The 16,387-nt window shown below is 52.5% G+C and carries 18 protein-coding genes; 3 read left to right on the top strand and 15 right to left on the bottom strand.

Features of this window, described 5'->3' with window-relative positions; genetic code table 11:
• Positions 1-24 precede the first annotated feature (24 nt).
• Genes yfhb through murQ form a run of 3 tightly spaced genes read right to left on the bottom strand, consistent with a single transcriptional unit; the run spans position 25 to position 2,929 of the window.
• Positions 25-660: a phosphatidylglycerophosphatase C gene (gene yfhb / locus QEN31_RS06180; RefSeq protein WP_000253558.1), complete on the bottom strand. Its 636-nt coding sequence runs from the start codon at positions 658-660 to the stop codon at positions 25-27.
• A gap of 3 nt (positions 661-663) precedes the next feature.
• Positions 664-2,025 (bottom strand): PTS transporter subunit EIIC, encoded by a 1,362-nt coding sequence (locus QEN31_RS06175; protein WP_000361663.1) that lies wholly within the window; start codon positions 2,023-2,025, stop codon positions 664-666.
• Between the two features lie 10 nt (positions 2,026-2,035).
• The gene (gene murQ, locus QEN31_RS06170; protein WP_001048530.1) at positions 2,036-2,929 is read right to left on the bottom strand and encodes an N-acetylmuramic acid 6-phosphate etherase; all 894 of its coding nucleotides are present in this window, start codon (positions 2,927-2,929) and stop codon (positions 2,036-2,038) included.
• Positions 2,930-3,044: 115 nt separating this feature from the next.
• On the opposite strand from murQ, the gene QEN31_RS06165 reads away from it, so the two are divergent.
• Entirely contained in the window at positions 3,045-3,893 is an 849-nt protein-coding gene (locus QEN31_RS06165) for a MurR/RpiR family transcriptional regulator (RefSeq protein ID WP_000995703.1), read from the top strand.
• Between the two features lie 38 nt (positions 3,894-3,931).
• On the opposite strand, the gene QEN31_RS06160 is transcribed toward QEN31_RS06165, so the two are convergent.
• Together QEN31_RS06160 and QEN31_RS06155 are read right to left on the bottom strand one after the other, a co-directional pair.
• Positions 3,932-4,849: an oxidoreductase gene (locus QEN31_RS06160; RefSeq protein ID WP_000684022.1), complete on the bottom strand. Its 918-nt coding sequence runs from the start codon at positions 4,847-4,849 to the stop codon at positions 3,932-3,934.
• Between the two features lie 21 nt (positions 4,850-4,870).
• On the bottom strand, positions 4,871-6,067 hold the full coding sequence (locus tag QEN31_RS06155; RefSeq protein ID WP_099949624.1) for an L-lactate MFS transporter: 1,197 nt from the start codon (positions 6,065-6,067) through the stop codon (positions 4,871-4,873).
• Between the two features lie 115 nt (positions 6,068-6,182).
• Here QEN31_RS06155 and QEN31_RS06150 point away from each other — a divergent pair, with 115 nt between their 5' ends.
• Complete coding sequence (locus tag QEN31_RS06150) at positions 6,183-7,109, top strand: LysR family transcriptional regulator (RefSeq protein WP_001022463.1); 927 nt, start codon at positions 6,183-6,185, stop codon at positions 7,107-7,109.
• Positions 7,110-7,146: 37 nt separating this feature from the next.
• The gene (locus tag QEN31_RS06145; RefSeq protein ID WP_001196290.1) at positions 7,147-7,407 is read left to right on the top strand and encodes a YfhL family 4Fe-4S dicluster ferredoxin; all 261 of its coding nucleotides are present in this window, start codon (positions 7,147-7,149) and stop codon (positions 7,405-7,407) included.
• A 111-nt stretch (positions 7,408-7,518) separates the two neighbouring features.
• On the opposite strand, the gene acpS is transcribed toward QEN31_RS06145, so the two are convergent.
• The 10 genes from acpS to rseA form a co-directional block, all read right to left on the bottom strand.
• Positions 7,519-7,899 (bottom strand): holo-ACP synthase, encoded by a 381-nt coding sequence (gene acpS, locus QEN31_RS06140; RefSeq protein WP_000986043.1) that lies wholly within the window; start codon positions 7,897-7,899, stop codon positions 7,519-7,521.
• Positions 7,899-8,630 carry a pyridoxine 5'-phosphate synthase gene (gene pdxJ / locus QEN31_RS06135; RefSeq protein WP_000818972.1) on the bottom strand — a complete coding sequence of 244 codons (732 nt, stop codon included), beginning with the start codon at positions 8,628-8,630 and terminating at the stop codon, positions 7,899-7,901. The genes acpS and pdxJ overlap by 1 nt, the downstream gene beginning before the upstream one ends.
• Before the next feature lie 11 nt (positions 8,631-8,641).
• Positions 8,642-9,370, bottom strand: a complete 729-nt coding sequence (recO, locus tag QEN31_RS06130) for a DNA repair protein RecO (protein ID WP_000399380.1) — start codon at positions 9,368-9,370, stop codon at positions 8,642-8,644.
• Positions 9,371-9,381: 11 nt separating this feature from the next.
• Positions 9,382-10,287, bottom strand: coding sequence for a GTPase Era (era, locus tag QEN31_RS06125; RefSeq protein ID WP_000102232.1), 906 nt, complete (start codon positions 10,285-10,287; stop codon positions 9,382-9,384).
• Positions 10,284-10,964 carry a ribonuclease III gene (gene rnc / locus QEN31_RS06120; RefSeq protein ID WP_001068341.1) on the bottom strand — a complete coding sequence of 227 codons (681 nt, stop codon included), beginning with the start codon at positions 10,962-10,964 and terminating at the stop codon, positions 10,284-10,286. Before rnc ends, era begins: the two co-directional genes overlap by 4 nt.
• A gap of 273 nt (positions 10,965-11,237) precedes the next feature.
• Positions 11,238-12,212: a signal peptidase I gene (gene lepB / locus QEN31_RS06115; RefSeq protein ID WP_000002559.1), complete on the bottom strand. Its 975-nt coding sequence runs from the start codon at positions 12,210-12,212 to the stop codon at positions 11,238-11,240.
• Between the two features lie 16 nt (positions 12,213-12,228).
• On the bottom strand, positions 12,229-14,028 hold the full coding sequence (lepA, locus tag QEN31_RS06110; protein WP_000790154.1) for a translation elongation factor 4: 1,800 nt from the start codon (positions 14,026-14,028) through the stop codon (positions 12,229-12,231).
• Positions 14,029-14,279: 251 nt separating this feature from the next.
• Entirely contained in the window at positions 14,280-14,759 is a 480-nt protein-coding gene (gene rseC, locus QEN31_RS06105) for a SoxR-reducing system protein RseC (RefSeq protein WP_000589087.1), read from the bottom strand.
• Positions 14,756-15,712 carry a sigma-E factor regulatory protein RseB gene (gene rseB, locus QEN31_RS06100; RefSeq protein WP_000812017.1) on the bottom strand — a complete coding sequence of 319 codons (957 nt, stop codon included), beginning with the start codon at positions 15,710-15,712 and terminating at the stop codon, positions 14,756-14,758. Before rseB ends, rseC begins: the two co-directional genes overlap by 4 nt.
• Positions 15,712-16,362 carry an anti-sigma-E factor RseA gene (gene rseA / locus QEN31_RS06095; protein WP_001168374.1) on the bottom strand — a complete coding sequence of 217 codons (651 nt, stop codon included), beginning with the start codon at positions 16,360-16,362 and terminating at the stop codon, positions 15,712-15,714. Before rseA ends, rseB begins: the two co-directional genes overlap by 1 nt.
• Positions 16,363-16,387 lie beyond the last annotated feature (25 nt).

The following is a 16,387-nucleotide window of genomic DNA, read 5'->3' as shown; positions in this document are numbered from 1 at the left end:
TATACACAGACGCTATGCGTTTCACTATTCGAGCTGCTGCAACTCGCCGTGCGGCGTCACCCGCCAGCGATGCTGGCAAAAATAAAGCAGCGGGTTATCCTGTTTGCTGTCGCTGTAGCCGCTATAAAGACGCAGCGGCGTACCGATTTTACGTTCCAGTTGCGCGACTTTTTCATGGCCCAGACAGCGCACGGTTAATACCCAGCCGCCATACCGTCGCGCCATCTGGCTGGCGATGAGGTTAACGCGCGGCAGCCACGGCGTATCAAAATAGACTTGCTCTACCAATGATTGCGGAGAACCGGTAATAAGCCAGATATCCGCGTCAGAGCTCAATAGATAGGTGGTCAGACGCTCCTGTACAACCGGAAACGCCGTGACGTTAGCGCGAAACCAACGGACAAAATCCGCCTGATGCGCCTGCAAACGCGTTTCGCTATGGCCAAAAGTACAGCCCCACAACAACAGACTCATCGGCCAGCGGGCCGCACGCCCTTTTACCAGTAAACCGATACCGATAATGGGCAACAACGGCAGTACGAGCAGCGCATTTAGCGGCTGACGGCGCAGCAAATAACGCAGAAAACTGCCGAACATATCCTGTTGATGTAACGTTCCATCCAAATCAAAAAAGACGACACGACGCTCGTGGCTGACCAAACCTTACTCCTCTGGATCATTGAACCCCAGCAGCCAGGTAAAAATAAACCCGGCAATTACCGCTATTAAATAGCCTAACAGATAGAACAGGACTTTTCCGGCAACAATTGTTAATGCCAGCGGCAAACCGGAAATACCAAAGGTAATTACCGTCGCCACTTTCCAGTAGCTGATCAACGCCCCGCCTACCGCGCCGCCGAGGCAAGCGCCAATAAATGGCTTACCCAATGGCAGCGTGACGCCAAAAATCAGCGGCTCGCCAATCCCCAGCAGTCCGACAGGAAGCGCGCCTTTAATCACCTTTTTGAGTCGCGCATTGCGGGTTTTCATCAGTACGGCAATGGCCGCGCCTATCTGACCAACGCCCGCCATCGCCAGGATGGGAAACAGCGCGTTATAGCCGTGCGCTTGCACCAGCTCCACATGAATAGGCACCAGCCCCTGATGCAGCCCGGTCAGTACCAACGGCAGGAAGGTTCCGGCTAACACCGCGCCCACCAGAAAACCGCCGCGATCGATAGCCCAGGACGCGCCGTGAGCGATAGCGTCTGAAATCCAGCCGCCAAGCGGTTGCAGAGCGACAATCGCTACCGCGCCGGTGATAACAGTCGTCAATAAAGGGTTAAGAATTAACTCCAGCGACCCCGGCAGCAGCTTACGGAACTGGCGCTCAATCCAGCACATTAACGCCACCACCAGCAGGACGGCGATAACGCCGCCCCGTCCCGGCTGAAGCACCTCGCCAAAGAGCGTAATCTGCGCCAGTTGCGGGCTGGAAAGGATCCCCGCCATCACGCCGCCTAACGCCTGCGATCCGCCAAAGACTTTCGCGGTATTGACGCCAACCAGAATGTTCATGATAGCGAACACCGCGCTACCAAATATCCCCATCAGGCCCAGCAGGTTAGGATAATGGACGGCAACATCGCCGACGATATCCGGACGTTTAAGAATGTTGATAATGCCGGTAATCAAGCCGGATGCGATAAAGGCGGGGATAAGCGGTATAAAAACATTCGCCAGCTTACGCAACGCATCGCTCATCGGCGCTTTATACTTCGCTTTCGCCTCGGATTTGGTACGCGCCATAGCGTCATCCGGTTTTACACCACCTGCGGCAATCTGCACGCGCATCGCATCAACCACCTGCGCAGCCTTCCCCGGCCCAACGATCAGCTGATGTTGCTCCCCTTGCTTTACGTATCCACTGACGCCAGGCAACGCTTTTAAGCGCGGAATATCCAGTTGGCTGTCGTCCTGTACCTCCACCCTGACTCGCGTCATACAGTTTTCCAGGCGCAGAATATTTTGCTCTCCGCCGATACCACGTAAAATGTCGCTGGCGAGCGCTGCCGTCTTATCCATACACACCTCTTTAGTGTTCTAACGCCGCCCTTAAAAAGCCCTGATGAGCGGCAAGTTTTTCCCTGGCGGCTGCAGCATCCAGCCCCGTAAGCGCCATCAAAATGGCGGGCTTAACCTCAAAATCGGTCTGTTTCAGCAACGCTTCTGCTTCTTCACGACCTATCCCGGTCGCTTCAACGACCATCCGACACGCGCGATCGACCAGTTTGACGTTGGTGGCTTTCATATCCACCATCAGGTTTTGATAGACCTTGCCGAATTTCACCATCGCGCCGGTAGAAATCATATTGAGCACCATTTTCTGCGCGGTGCCGGATTTCAGCCGCGTGGAGCCGGTAAGCGCTTCCGGCCCGACAACGGGCGAAATAGCGATATTAGCCTCCCGCGCAATAGGCGAATCTGGATTACAGGAGACGGCAACAGTGGTACAACCGGACTGTCGCGCATAGCGCAGGCCGCCAATCACATAGGGTGTACGACCCGACGCCGCGAGCCCCACAACCAGATCCTGTTCTTGCAGATTTAGCGCGACAAGATCGTCTTCGCCTGCCTGTTGGCTGTCTTCCGCGCCTTCGACCGCTTTCAGCAACGCGCCCGGCCCACCGGCAATCAGCCCGACGACCAGACCGTGCGGAACGCCAAACGTCGGGGGGCATTCAGAGGCATCCAGTACGCCAAGCCGACCACTGGTGCCCGCGCCCATATAGATGATACGTCCGCCAGACTTCAGCGCCGCCGCAGCGGCATCCACCGCACGCGCAACGTCAGGCAGAGTGGCTTTTACCGCTTCCGCTACCAGCGTATCCTGTTCATTAAAACGCTTAACTAATTCAGGAGTAGGCAACGCATCCAGATCCATCGTTTGCGGGTTACGGGTTTCAGACACTAAGGTACCAAGATTCATTTTTGTCCCTCTGGAATTTTTAATTCATAATAAGCGTCCATGATGGAATAGAATATTCCCCCAGGCGAGTGAAATTTCGTTTTGTCGTCGCCATCACGTTTCGCAGGAGCTGCCCATGAACTGTTTGATTCGTATTCGCCAGCGTTATCCGGATCTCGCGCAAAGCGACAGGAAACTGGCGGATTATCTGCTCGCGCAACCGGATACGGCGCGGCATCTGAGCTCGCAGCAACTGGCGGCTGAAGCGGGCGTCAGCCAATCCAGCGTAGTCAAGTTCGCGCAAAAACTGGGGTTTAAAGGGTTTCCGGCGTTGAAACTGGCTCTCAGCGAAGCGTTGGCCAGCAATCCTAATCCGCATTCCGTTCCCGTTCATAACCAGATTCGCGGCGACGATCCGATGCGCCTGGTCGGGGAAAAATTAATTAAAGAGAATGTGGCGGCGATGCACGCCACGCTGGACGTTAACAGTGAAGAAAAGCTGTTAGAAAGCGTCACGATGCTGCGCCACGCCCGCCGTATTGTGATCACCGGGATTGGCGCCTCTGGGCTGGTGGCGCAAAATTTTGCCTGGAAGCTACTGAAGATTGGCATTAACGCGGTGGTTGAGCGCGATATGCACGCCCTGCTGGCGACGGTGCAGGCGCTGGCGCCGGAGGATCTGCTGCTGGCGATCTCTTATTCCGGGGAACGGCGCGAGCTGAACCTGGCGGCGGACGAAACATTACGCGCAGGCGCGAAGATCCTGGCCATTACCGGTTTTTCTCCCAACGCCTTGCAGCAGCGCGCCACCCGCTGTCTGTATACGATTGCTGAAGAGCAGGCGACGCGCAGCGCCGCTATCTCCTCGACACATGCGCAAATGATGTTGACCGACTTACTGTTTATGGCGCTGGTACAACAGGATTTAGAGCGGGCGCCGGAGCGTATTCGCCATAGCGAGGCGCTGGTAAAAAAACTGGTTTGAAAATGGCTCTTCCGCCTCATGCAGAAGAGCTATCAAGTTTATTGCGCTTCTTTAGCGTGAATCAATTGCGTCAGGAGTTTGTTAACCGGTACGGCAATATTGTTCTGAGCGCCGATTCGCGCAATCGCACCATTTAAATAGTCGATTTCGGTCAGTCGGCCTTTATGTAAATCCTGATGCATAGAAGGATAGTGGTGGCCGCTCTCACGCGGATCGAACACTTTCTTCACCGTATTCATCACCATTTGCTCAGTCAACGGAATATTCTGGCTGGCAGCAACTAACACAAACTCATCAACTACCGCTTGCGCTAAATCTAAAGCACCAGGCCGCTGACCAAATCCGCCGACATTACAATCCAGTAACGCGCAATAGGTGTTCATTACGCTATTAAAGGCTGCTTTCTTCCAGATCGATAATAATACGTCAGGGCTTATTTCAGCATTCAATCCAGCACTATTAAGGGTGGCAATGACCTTAGCCTCTTGAGCCGAATCCTGGCTGGCTATCGGCTGCAGTTCAATCGTTCCGGTACCGGTGGCCATAATATGCCCAGCCCCCTCCAGTTCGCTGGACCATAACGTCACACCCGCATAGATTTTCTGCCGATCGACATATTTCTCCAGGGTTTCGATATTTCCCAGGCCGTTAGATAAAATCATCACGACCTTCGCGGCTGGCAGCAGCGGCTTAATACGCTGTAACATGCTATCCAACTGCATGGCTTTGGTAAACAGAATAACCAGCTCAAACTCCCCCTGGGATTCATCAGCCAACATAGCAGGGATGGGGTAATACTTCTGAGTCGTTTCCGTTTCGACAAACAACCCCTTGCTACGAATAGCGTCGACATGCTCCTGCCAGCCATCAATAAGCGTCACGTCGTGCCCGGCCTCCAGCAGCATATAGCCAAAACGACATCCCATAGCGCCTGCACCTGCGATTGCAATTTTCATTTTTATTTCCTTATTATCTGATTAATGAATTTTGGCTAAAACCGTTGCGACATATTTTTTCGTTATCAGGGTCAACACGACTCCAATAAGCAATAGCACCGTTGTCAAAATAAATACTGTATTGTAGCTTCCGGTATATTTTGCAATAGCGGACGTGACGTAAGGAGCAATAACCGCACCGACGGCAAAACCAAAATACATAAAGCCGTAGTTTAGTCCCTGGTTACGCATACCAAAATTCTGGCTGGTCAAGCCAGGGAAGATAACTAATATACCGGCATAAGCAAAGCCCACGCCCAGAGCGCTGAAATAGAATACCGAAGTATTACCGTTGAAGAACAACAGCAGCAGCATACAGACGCAGGTAAAAAGATAAACAATAACCAGCGTATTATAGCCGCCTAATTTATCGGTTAACCCTCCCCAGAACAGGCGACCGATCGAGTTAAATATCGAGACCAGGCTAACGACTAATGCACCGGACAGTAAACCGTACTGCGTCATACCAATTTGCGCAGAACTTGAGCTAATTACCATCCCAGAGAACACGCCCAGCGCCAGAATCATAAACAGCAGCCAGAAGCGCAGATCTTTCAGCATGTGCCGATAGTCTTTATCCAGTGGCGAGGCTTTAATTCCTCCGCTATCTTTTGCTGGCGCGCTACGAATAAAGAACTGGACGATAAAAATAACCACCAGATAAACAATACCCAGATATAACAACGCCCGACTAACATCATGAGTTTGCGCCATAAAATATTCGGCCAGGCGGGTGCAAAGTAGCGTTCCGACGCCAACACCCGCCAGTACGATACCGCTGGCAAGACCGCGACGGTCAGGGAAAAATTTCAGAATATTATTAAGATTACCCGTAAAAGCCAGGCCCGATCCCAACCCGGCAATGACGCCGTAGGGTAAAAACAGCATGGGCAAATTATCCACAAACCCGGACAAGATAAAACCTAAAGAAAACAGGATACCGCCGATAACTATCGCCTGCTTTCCTTTACCATTGTCGATCATTCTCCCACCCCAAATCATCGGTAAAGGAATGATCCCCATGTTGATAGAGAATGCTAACGCCAGCGTAGCCGGATCCCAGTGATATTGCGCCATGAGTGGTGTTTTGAAATAGCTAAATGCGTAGACGCCCCCGAGCACAAAATTGATGCACACGTGAGCGGCAAGCATTCCCCAGCGGTTGATTGATGCCGACATAATTTTCCCTTTTTAAAATGCACTGATCACAGTTTAAAAAAAGCAAAATAGGCAAACAATTTGGTATTTTTTATAATCGTTATAACAAAACCCAATCGATTGGCATTAAATTTTAATGAATATCAAACAACTACATTCCTTCCTGATATTGTGTGATGAATTACATTATGGTCGGGCAGCCAGTCGCCTGTTTATCACTCAGCCATCATTAAGTCAGCAAATCAAACAACTTGAGTCATCACTTAAAACAATATTATTTAAGCGAAAAGGTAGAGGAATTAAATTAACAAAAGCAGGCATTATTTTGCAACGACACGCTAACAAAATAATGCTGGATTTAAAAAATGCCGAAAATGAACTTCTTCCCTATCAGGATCAACAGCGCGATACTATTTCAATCGGGGTGTCAGGCAGCTACCTGGTCCTGCCCGCTTTTCGCAACTTTATGGCGCACCATCCGGAAATATCTTTAAATGTTAAAGAGTTCTCAACTGAGCAAACCATTAAAAAGCTGACGGATAGCGCCGTTGATATTGGCATTGTTTATCGAACAGCGCTCCCTGCCCAGCTAAGCTCGACCATGCTGTTTGAAGATGAAATTATCGCTGCAATCCCACTTTCTCATCCTCTGGCGACACGCGAACGTCTGCATCTAAAAGATTTAAACGACCAGCCCATTATCGTGCTTAATGACTCTCTGCTATTAAGAGGGATCATCACCACAGAATTTAATAACCGCAAAGTCGTTCCTAACGTCATCTGCGAACTGGATAACCACTACTCATGCCTTGAGTATGCCGAAGCGCAGATTGGCATCGCATTTATTACCCGCTCGCTAACCCATTTATCGACACCCAAAAATGTTCGCCTGGTTTCACTGGGCATCCCCGCATTCTTTATTCCTGTCATGCTGGTGCACAGTAATGACCTTTCACTGGATAACGCAACCATCTGCCTGCTCAAGCAGATCAAAAATTTTTACACTGTAGATAACAAATCAGCGCCAGAAAAGAGCTGGCCCGAGCAGAAAATAGGCGTATAATGCCCGCCCGATTTGTGTTGTTTCTGAGAATTTCCTGATGGCGCTGTTAATCACCAAAAAATGTATCAACTGCGATATGTGCGAGCCGGAGTGCCCGAATGAGGCGATTTCAATGGGCGACAGCATTTATGAAATTAACAGCGACAAATGCACCGAGTGTGTAGGCCATTACGAAACGCCGACCTGTCAGAAAGTCTGCCCAATCCCCAATACGATTTTGCAGGATCCCGCCCATGTCGAAAGCGAAGAACAGTTGTGGGATAAGTTTGTTCTGATGCATCACGCAGATAAACTGTAAGCGGGTTAACGTATTTCCAACGCAACAATGTCTGATGGCGCTATGCTTATCAGGCCGACAATATATCGGCCTGTAGGTCAGATAACGTGTTTACGCCGCCATCCGGCAAATCTAACTTTCCAGAATGACCGTAGCGCAGGCGTAATGGCGTTCATCGGCCAACGTGACATGCATGTGCGCCACACCGAGTTTTTCCGCCAGCGTTAACGCCTCGCCCCACAGCCGCAAACGTGGTTTTCCCAGCTCATCGTTAAACACTTCGAACTGATTGAACGCCAGACCGTTGCGGATGCCGGTGCCAAAAGCTTTCGCTGCCGCCTCTTTGACCGCAAAACGCTTGGCGAGAAAACGCACCGGCTGCTGATGCGTCTCCCAGATAGCCCACTCGTTGTCACTGAGCACACGCCTTGCCAGACGTTCGCCGGAACGGGAGATCACTGCTTCAATGCGGGCAATCTCTACAATATCCGTTCCCAGGCCGAGAATCGCCATTAGCCGCGCGCTTCCAGCATCAAACGTTTCATTTCAGCCACCGCCTCTTTCAGCCCCGTCATCACTGCCCGACCAATAATGGCATGACCGATATTGAGCTCGTGCATTTCCGGCAGTGCGGCAATAGCTTTGACGTTATGGTAGGTCAGACCATGACCCGCATTTACTTTTAGCCCCAGACGGGCCGCCAGGGTCGCGGCGCTGGCAATACGCGCCAGCTCTTTTGCCTGTTCCGCATCGGTTTCTGCGTTGGCGTAGCAGCCGGTATGGATTTCGATAAACGGCGCGCCGACTTCCGCCGCCGCGTTGATTTGCGTTTCATCGGCATCGATAAAGAGCGAAACCTGGATGCCAGCCGCCGCCAGGCGCGCACAGGCATCACGCATTTTATCGCGCTGTCCGGCCACATCCAGACCGCCTTCGGTGGTGACTTCCTGGCGTTTTTCCGGCACCAGACAACAGAAATGCGGCCTGGTTTCTACGGCGATCGCCAGCATCTCTTCGGTCACCGCCATCTCCAGATTCATACGCGTATGCAGCGTCTGACGCAGAATGCGCACATCGCGATCGGTAATGTGGCGACGATCTTCGCGCAGGTGTACGGTAATGCCGTCCGCGCCTGCCTGTTCAGCAATAAACGCCGCCTGTACCGGATCCGGATAGTCGGTGCCGCGCGCATTACGTAACGTGGCAATGTGGTCAATATTGACGCCTAACAGTAATTCAGCCATGACAATCCTCGTTAATCTTTCTTCGTTTTTACTGTGCGTTTGGGCATAAATTGCCGGAACAGCTCCCGGCTTTTTAACGGTTTTCCCCCAAGATACGGCTTTAATGCCATACGGGTAAAGCGTTTAGCGGCACGCAGGGTATCTACATCCGGAAATTCCCGCGCCTCCAGCGCTTTCAGGTGCCGTCCGGTAAAGGTGTTGTTATCGATGACGACGCTGGCGAAAAAGCCTTTTTCTTCGCGGTAACGGTAGGTCATGGTGTCATCCACCCGTTCGCCGCTGCCTGCACAGTGGGTGAAATTGACGCCATACCCCAGATGACCCAGCAACGCCAGTTCGAAACGTCGCAACGCCGGTTCAGGCGAGCCGGTGGTTCCCGCCAGCGCCTGAATACAGTTCAGATAATCAAAAAAGAGTTCGGAGAAGCGCGTTTCATATTCCAGTACGCGAGAGAGGAGTTCGTTGATATACAGGCCGCTATAGAGCGTAATACCGCTTAACGGCAGCGCCAGAGAAACTGCCTCGGCGCTGCGCAGGGTTTTCACCTCGCCGCGTCCGCTGTAGCGTAACAATAACGGTGTAAAAGGCTGTAACGCGCCTTTCAAATTGGAACGTTTAGATCGCGCGCCTTTGGCGACAAGGCGCACTCGCCCCGATTCTTCCGTGAAGACGTCCAGCATCAGGCTGGTTTCGCTCCAGGGGCGACTGTGCAGGACAAATGCGCGCTGCCACCCTTCCACGCTGTGTTAACTCACAGATCGTCTACGTAACCGAGACTGCGCAGAGCGCGTTCGTCATCGGCCCAGCCGGATTTCACTTTCACCCACAGTTCCAGGTGTACCGGCGCTTCAAACATCTCCTGCATGTCTTTACGCGCTTCAATACCAATGGTTTTGATTTTGGCGCCTTTGTTGCCAATCACCATCTTCTTCTGCCCTTCGCGCTCGACGAGGATCAGCCCGTTGATATCATAGCCGCCGCGTTCGTTGGTAACAAAACGTTCAATCTCAACGGTAACGGAATACGGCAGCTCGGCGCCGAGAAAACGCATCAGCTTTTCACGGATGATTTCAGACGCCATAAAGCGCTGAGAGCGATCGGTGATGTAATCTTCCGGGAAGTGGTGAATCGCTTCCGGTAAATGTTTACGCACGATACCGGCAATGGTATCGACGTTCATACCCGTTTCAGCAGAGATCGGTACGATATCAAGAAAGTTCATCTGGCTTGCCAGGAACTGGAGGTGCGGCAGCAAATCGACTTTTTCCTGCACGTTATCCACCTTGTTAACGGCGAGAATAACCGGTGCTTTGCCATCGCGCAGTTTGTTCAGGACCATTTCGTCGTCCGGCGTCCAACGGGTGCCTTCCACAACGAAAATCACCAGCTCAACGTCGCCAATCGAACTGCTCGCCGCCTTATTCATCAAACGGTTAATGGCGCGCTTTTCTTCCATATGCAGACCCGGGGTATCGACATAGATTGCCTGATACGGGCCTTCGGTATGAATACCGACAATGCGGTGGCGCGTGGTCTGCGCTTTACGGGAAGTGATCGAAATCTTCTGCCCAAGCAGTTTGTTCAGCAAGGTGGATTTGCCAACGTTCGGACGTCCGACGATGGCAATAAATCCGCAGTAAGTTTTGTCAGTGCTCATTCCAACTCCAGTTTTTTCAGCGCCTGTTCGGCGGCAGCCTGCTCCGCCTTACGACGGCTGGAACCCGTGCCAACCACCGGTTCGCTCAGGCCGCTGACCTGGCAGTGGATAGTAAATTCCTGATCGTGCGCCTCGCCGCGTACCTGCACAACCAGGTAAGATGGCAGCGGCAGATGGCGACCCTGCAAATACTCCTGCAAGCGCGTTTTCGGATCTTTTTGTTTATCGCCCGGACTTATCTCATCCAGACGGGTTTTATACCAGTTAAGGATTAACTGCTCGACGGTCTGGATATTACTATCGAGAAATACTCCGCCGATTAACGCTTCAACGGTGTCCGCCAGAATGGACTCCCGACGGAATCCGCCGCTTTTTAATTCGCCCGGCCCTAAACGCAGGCACTCGCCTAAATCAAATTCACGGGCTAATTCCGCCAGCGTATTACCACGTACCAACGTGGCGCGCATACGGCTCATATCTCCCTCATCCACCCGTGGAAAACGGTGATAAAGCGCGTTAGCGATAACGAAGCTCAGGATTGAATCGCCTAAAAATTCCAGGCGTTCGTTATGTTTACTGCTGGCGCTGCGGTGAGTTAATGCCTGCTGCAACAGCTCCTGATGATTAAAAGTGTAGCCCAGCTTCCGTTGAAGCCGATTAATTACGATGGGGTTCATGCGATACCAATAAATGAATGCGTCAACAATCCAGCACACGAAACAGACCTGATACACGTCATCTGTCCTGCCGCATCGCTGCAGCGGAAAGAAGGTTGTCTATAACCAACGCTGTTTCGTGTGCCGTGGCGACCAAACGGCGCCAACCTAAAACTTCGGGGGAATATTCTATACACAACGACAGGGGATGTCGTTAGTCTTAGGGAATTTATCCAGGAAATAATTCACGCTGCCGCTAAAAAGACGGCAGCGTGAACGATCATTTCACCACAGTTAGTGAATACCGCCGATACGACTCAGGCGTACGCCTGTCGGCCACTCCCCTTCCTGCTTGTCAAAGCTCATCCAGATAGCGACCGCTTTACCGACCAGATTCGCTTCCGGAACAAATCCCCAGTAACGGCTATCCGCGCTGTTATCGCGGTTGTCGCCCATCATGAAATATTGTCCCGGCGGTACAACCCAGGTCGCCAGCGGTTGTCCTGGCTGTTGGTAATACATGCCCAACTGATCCTGAGCTATCGGCACCATCAGGATGCGGTGCGTCACATCGCCCAACGTCTCTTTACGTTCGGTCAGGCGAATGCCGTTTTCTTTCGTCTCGTTTAGCGGAACTTCAAAGAAACCGCTGGTCGCTTCTCCGCCGTTACGGCGGGCAAAAGTCTGTACAAAATCGCTCGGCTCAACGTTAGAGTAGGTAACCGGCAGCGCATTTTCGCACGCCTGACCGGAGCTACAGCCAGGCTGAATCGTCACCTCTTTCGCAACCGGATCATAAGTGATTTTATCGCCCGGCAAACCGACGGCGCGTTTGATGTAATCTAACTTAGGATCTTCCGGATATTTAAATACCACAATATCCCCGCGCTTTGGATGACCGGTCTCAATCAGGGTTTTCTGGTAGATCGGATCTTTAATGCCGTAGGCAAATTTTTCCACCAGAATAAAATCGCCGATAAGCAGTGTCGGCATCATTGAGCCTGACGGGATCTGAAAGGGTTCATAAAGAAATGAACGAACGATCAGAACGATCGCCAGAACCGGGAAAACCGACGCCCCAGTCTCCAGCCAGCCCGGCTTAGGCGCCACTTTATTGAGCGTAGCGTTATCCAGCGCATCTCCCGACGCCGTTTGCGCGGCAGCCTGGCGCGCCCGACGTTTTGGCGCGAAAACAAACTTATCAACGCACCATAAAATGCCCGTCACCAGTGTGGCTATCACCAGAATCAGGGCAAACATGTTCGCCATGCCAACTCCTTAGGGATTATTTATTGTCTTTACCGACATGCAGAATGGCGAGGAACGCTTCCTGAGGCAGCTCGACGTTACCGATCTGCTTCATGCGTTTCTTACCTTCTTTCTGTTTCTGCAGCAGTTTTTTCTTACGACTGATATCGCCGCCGTAGCACTTCGCCAGCACGTTTTTACGTAACTGTTTTACCGTCGAACGGGCAATAATATGCGTACCAATCGCCGCCTGAATCGCGATATCAAACTGCTGGCGTGGGATCAAATCTTTCATCTTCTCCACCAGCTCGCGACCACGGCTTTGCGAGTTATCACGGTGCGTGATCAGCGCCAGCGCATCGACACGCTCGTTGTTGATTAACACATCAACACGCACCATATCGGAAGCCTGGAAGCGCTTGAAGTTATAATCCAGAGACGCATAGCCGCGCGACGTTGATTTCAGACGGTCAAAGAAGTCGAGCACCACTTCCGCCATCGGGATTTCATAGGTCAACGCGACCTGGTTACCGTGATACACCATGTTAGTTTGTACGCCGCGTTTCTCAATACACAGCGTAATAACGTTACCTAAATAGGCTTGTGGTAACAGCATATGACATTCGGCGATAGGCTCGCGCAGTTCATAAATGTTATTCAACGGCGGCAGCTTGGAGGGGCTATCAACATAGATAGTCTCTTTCGCCGTTGTTTCTACTTCATACACCACGGTCGGCGCAGTGGTGATCAGATCCAGATCGTATTCGCGTTCCAGACGCTCCTGAATGATCTCCATGTGCAACAGGCCGAGGAAGCCGCAGCGGAAACCAAAGCCCAGCGCCGAGGAGCTTTCCGGTTCATAAAACAGTGAGGCATCGTTCAGGCTCAGCTTGCCGAGCGCGTCGCGGAAACTTTCATAATCGTCGGAGCTGACCGGGAACAGACCTGCATAGACCTGCGGTTTCACCTTCTTAAAGCCCGGCAACGCTTTTTCCGCTGGGTTACGCGCTGAGGTTAAGGTATCGCCAACCGGCGCGCCGAGGATATCTTTAATGGCGCAGACCAGCCAGCCTACTTCGCCGCACTTCAGCTCGGTACGATCAACCTGTTTTGGCGTGAAGATCCCCAGGCGGTCAGCGTTGTAGGTCTGCCCGGTGCTCATCACTTTAATTTTGTCGCCTTTACGCATGGTGCCGTTTTTAATACGCACCAGCGATACCACGCCCAGGTAGTTATCGAACCAGGAGTCAATAATCAGCGCCTGCAGCGGGCCGTCCGGATCGCCTTGCGGCGGCGGGATATCGCGCACCAGGCGTTCCAGAACATCCGTCACGCCGACACCCGTTTTGGCGGAGCAGCGTACCGCGTCCGTCGCATCGATACCGACAATGTCTTCGATTTCTTCCGCCACACGCTCCGGATCGGCGGCCGGCAGGTCAATCTTGTTAAGCACCGGCACCACTTCAAGATCCATTTCCATCGCGGTGTAGCAGTTCGCCAACGTTTGCGCTTCTACGCCCTGGCCGGCATCCACCACCAGCAGCGCGCCCTCGCAGGCGGCTAACGAACGGGAAACTTCATAGGAAAAGTCAACGTGTCCCGGCGTGTCGATAAAGTTCAGTTGATAAGTTTCACCATCAGACGCTTTAAAATCCAGCGTCACACTCTGGGCTTTAATAGTAATACCGCGCTCACGCTCAAGATCCATCGAATCAAGTACCTGAGCTTCCATTTCACGGTCAGACAGGCCACCGCAGATTTGGATAATACGGTCAGACAGCGTCGATTTACCGTGGTCAATGTGAGCAATGATCGAAAAGTTACGTATGTTCTTCATAGAGATAAATTATTATGCCTTACGCCTGGTTGACCAGACTTTAGAGGTCGCTGTTCTGAGCTTAACGTCTGTTTTAACTGAAACGCCGCATTCTACACTACAACGCTAAGGCGAGGAAATGTTCATAGTGTAAGGAGAGCGGGAACTGGAAAACGCCTCGCTTTTTTCCTGTAAAACACCGCAACGCAGGAAAAGCGCATGCTTATCGGGACAACAACCCAACGCGGCAGGTGTACCGTTGGGCAAAACGTTTACTGGCGCGTTTCGATTGAGGTAGTTTCGACGCGAACAAGGTCAGGCGGGAGGGCAACGTTTAAAATCACCGGCTGCCAGGCGTCGCGCTCCGCCAGTTTTCGGGAATAACCGCGGGCAACCAGAAAACCGCCCACGCCGCCCAGCACGGCCCCGCTTAATGCGGCAAGGTCAGATCCAAACAGCATCTGAAAAAGCGCCGCACAAAGAAATAGCCCCGCTAAAGGCGACATATAGACCAGCAACGCCGAACCTAAAAGGCTTTTTTCGGCGATGCCCAACTCGACTTTCTGCCCCGGCGCCAGCGGCTCCGCGCTTGGCACAACAATGGTATGCGTGGTTTGCGGCCCTAATTTATTCAGCACGCGACTGCCGCATCCCGCACGGGAGGCGCAGCTGCTGCATGACGCTTTAACGTCGCAGCTCACCACCGCCTGACCATTCTGCCAGGAGACAACGGTTGCCCACTCTTTAATCATTGTACTGCCCTGAATTTGATACTGTCGGCAATGCGCTTCGCCGTTTGCGGCGGAAGCTCGCCGACAATGGTGATTTCCGCGTTGTCGCGAACGCTGCTATAAACCGTTCGGCGCCCGGTGCGCAGCATCTGATCGCTGCTGTTTTGCGTCGCCCGGTTCACATTGACGGAAAAGCTAAACAGACCGTCAGAATAAAGCCGCGATTCGATAGGCAGGTTATCCATCGTCGGCAACGGACGACGGCTGCTGGAAACTTCGCTAAAGCCTTGCGGCACCCAGGATGGACTCCAGTTAAATTTCGTTTTTTCGCCACCGGGAACAGAAAGCAGCGGCGGCAGATTCGCCTTCGCCAGCGCCTGCATGTTGCTGCCGATATCCTGGCTCACCGTGAACGCAATAACGCGGAACTGCTCCAGCGTCTCGCCATCGCGATCCAGCAGATCAACGCGCATCGGCAGTTTGGTGTCCATGTCCATCCAGACGATATAGCTGTAACGCGTACCATCGCGCGCCACAACGCGGATAACTTCGCACAATCTGTCTGCGATACGGGTGCGTCCGACAGAAATAAAGTCGTAGTAAGGCGCCAGGCGCTTAAAGTCGGTGTAAATCAGGGAAGGCAGAGAATCGACAATATAATCACCGTTCAGGGTGAACGGCTCAAGGCCCGGTTCAAAATAACTGATTTCATTACCACGCTGTACGACCTCCCGGCGGGGACCGTCCAACTGTAGCAATTGCGCAAGCGGGCGACCATCCAGGCGTGCGTGTCGATAACGCAGAGATTCAACGCCTTGTTTCGTGATGCTGACGAATGACAGCTCGTAATTCAGTGACTGACTGGCGATGTTCATCTGCTGCAATAACGCCCCGGACGCAGGGTCGGCCGAGGCGTTTGCTGAGAAGAACAGGCTAGCCGCCACAAGGGACATGGCAAACCAAAGTTGCTTCATTACTGCGATTGCGTTCCTAAAGTTTGGATTCCTGGCACCTGTACCGCGGCTTGCTGGGTTTGCGCCTGCTCAAACTGAAGCTGTTCGGAGTGCAGTCGGCGCTGCAGTTCATAGTCCTGCAACATGGCATTAATGCGACGACGCTGCTCCTGTACCTGCTGTTGCTGACTGCCGACAGGCGCTGCTTCAGAAGGCACTCCCAGACTTACCGGGCTGGCTTTCCCCATCATAGGCAGGGTATTGAAAACCGGCGTTTCAGGTTGTTGGGATGTTTCAGATTGCCCATTATAGTGCTGGACACCGACGATAACTGCAAGTGAAACGCACGCCGCCACGCCCATTTGGGTAAGCTGCGCCGCCCACGGACGCACTTTTTTCCAGAACGGCATTTTCTGCCATTGCTGCGGAGCGGGTTGGGCCTCAGGGATTAATGGCGACACCTGACGTACTGGCTCGTTTTCAATAGCGGCCATCACGCGAGCGGATATATCGAAATGGAGAACGTCAGGCGTATCCCCCCGCATTGAATCGCGGATCAGGTGATAACTCTCCCAGGTTTTCTGCATTTCCGGGTCGTGCGTAAGCGCTTTGAGCAGCTCACTATCCAACGTTTCGCCATCCATCAAAGCGGAAAGTTTTTCTTTCTGCATGCCTAATACCTTTTCCAGTATCCCG

The organism is Salmonella sp. SA15303 (genome assembly GCF_029962125.1).
Lineage (GTDB): Bacteria > Pseudomonadota > Gammaproteobacteria > Enterobacterales > Enterobacteriaceae > Salmonella > Salmonella enterica.
The sequence above is the reverse complement of the archived record's forward strand: the minus strand, read 5'-3'. Positions and strand labels throughout refer to the sequence as shown.

Coding starts and splice junctions, on each gene's coding strand:
- QEN31_RS06175 (WP_000361663.1), bottom strand. CDS start 2,025: ATGGATAAGACGGCAGCGCTCGCCAGCGACATTTTACGTGGTATCGGC.
- murQ (WP_001048530.1), bottom strand. CDS start 2,929: ATGAATCTTGGTACCTTAGTGTCTGAAACCCGTAACCCGCAAACGATG.
- QEN31_RS06165 (WP_000995703.1), top strand. CDS start 3,045: ATGAACTGTTTGATTCGTATTCGCCAGCGTTATCCGGATCTCGCGCAA.
- QEN31_RS06160 (WP_000684022.1), bottom strand. CDS start 4,849: ATGAAAATTGCAATCGCAGGTGCAGGCGCTATGGGATGTCGTTTTGGC.
- QEN31_RS06155 (WP_099949624.1), bottom strand. CDS start 6,067: ATGTCGGCATCAATCAACCGCTGGGGAATGCTTGCCGCTCACGTGTGC.
- QEN31_RS06150 (WP_001022463.1), top strand. CDS start 6,183: ATGAATATCAAACAACTACATTCCTTCCTGATATTGTGTGATGAATTA.
- QEN31_RS06145 (WP_001196290.1), top strand. CDS start 7,147: ATGGCGCTGTTAATCACCAAAAAATGTATCAACTGCGATATGTGCGAG.
- acpS (WP_000986043.1), bottom strand. CDS start 7,899: ATGGCGATTCTCGGCCTGGGAACGGATATTGTAGAGATTGCCCGCATT.
- pdxJ (WP_000818972.1), bottom strand. CDS start 8,630: ATGGCTGAATTACTGTTAGGCGTCAATATTGACCACATTGCCACGTTA.
- era (WP_000102232.1), bottom strand. CDS start 10,287: ATGAGCACTGACAAAACTTACTGCGGATTTATTGCCATCGTCGGACGT.
- rnc (WP_001068341.1), bottom strand. CDS start 10,964: ATGAACCCCATCGTAATTAATCGGCTTCAACGGAAGCTGGGCTACACT.
- lepB (WP_000002559.1), bottom strand. CDS start 12,212: ATGGCGAACATGTTTGCCCTGATTCTGGTGATAGCCACACTGGTGACG.
- lepA (WP_000790154.1), bottom strand. CDS start 14,028: ATGAAGAACATACGTAACTTTTCGATCATTGCTCACATTGACCACGGT.
- rseC (WP_000589087.1), bottom strand. CDS start 14,759: ATGATTAAAGAGTGGGCAACCGTTGTCTCCTGGCAGAATGGTCAGGCG.
- rseB (WP_000812017.1), bottom strand. CDS start 15,712: ATGAAGCAACTTTGGTTTGCCATGTCCCTTGTGGCGGCTAGCCTGTTC.
- rseA (WP_001168374.1), bottom strand. CDS start 16,362: ATGCAGAAAGAAAAACTTTCCGCTTTGATGGATGGCGAAACGTTGGAT.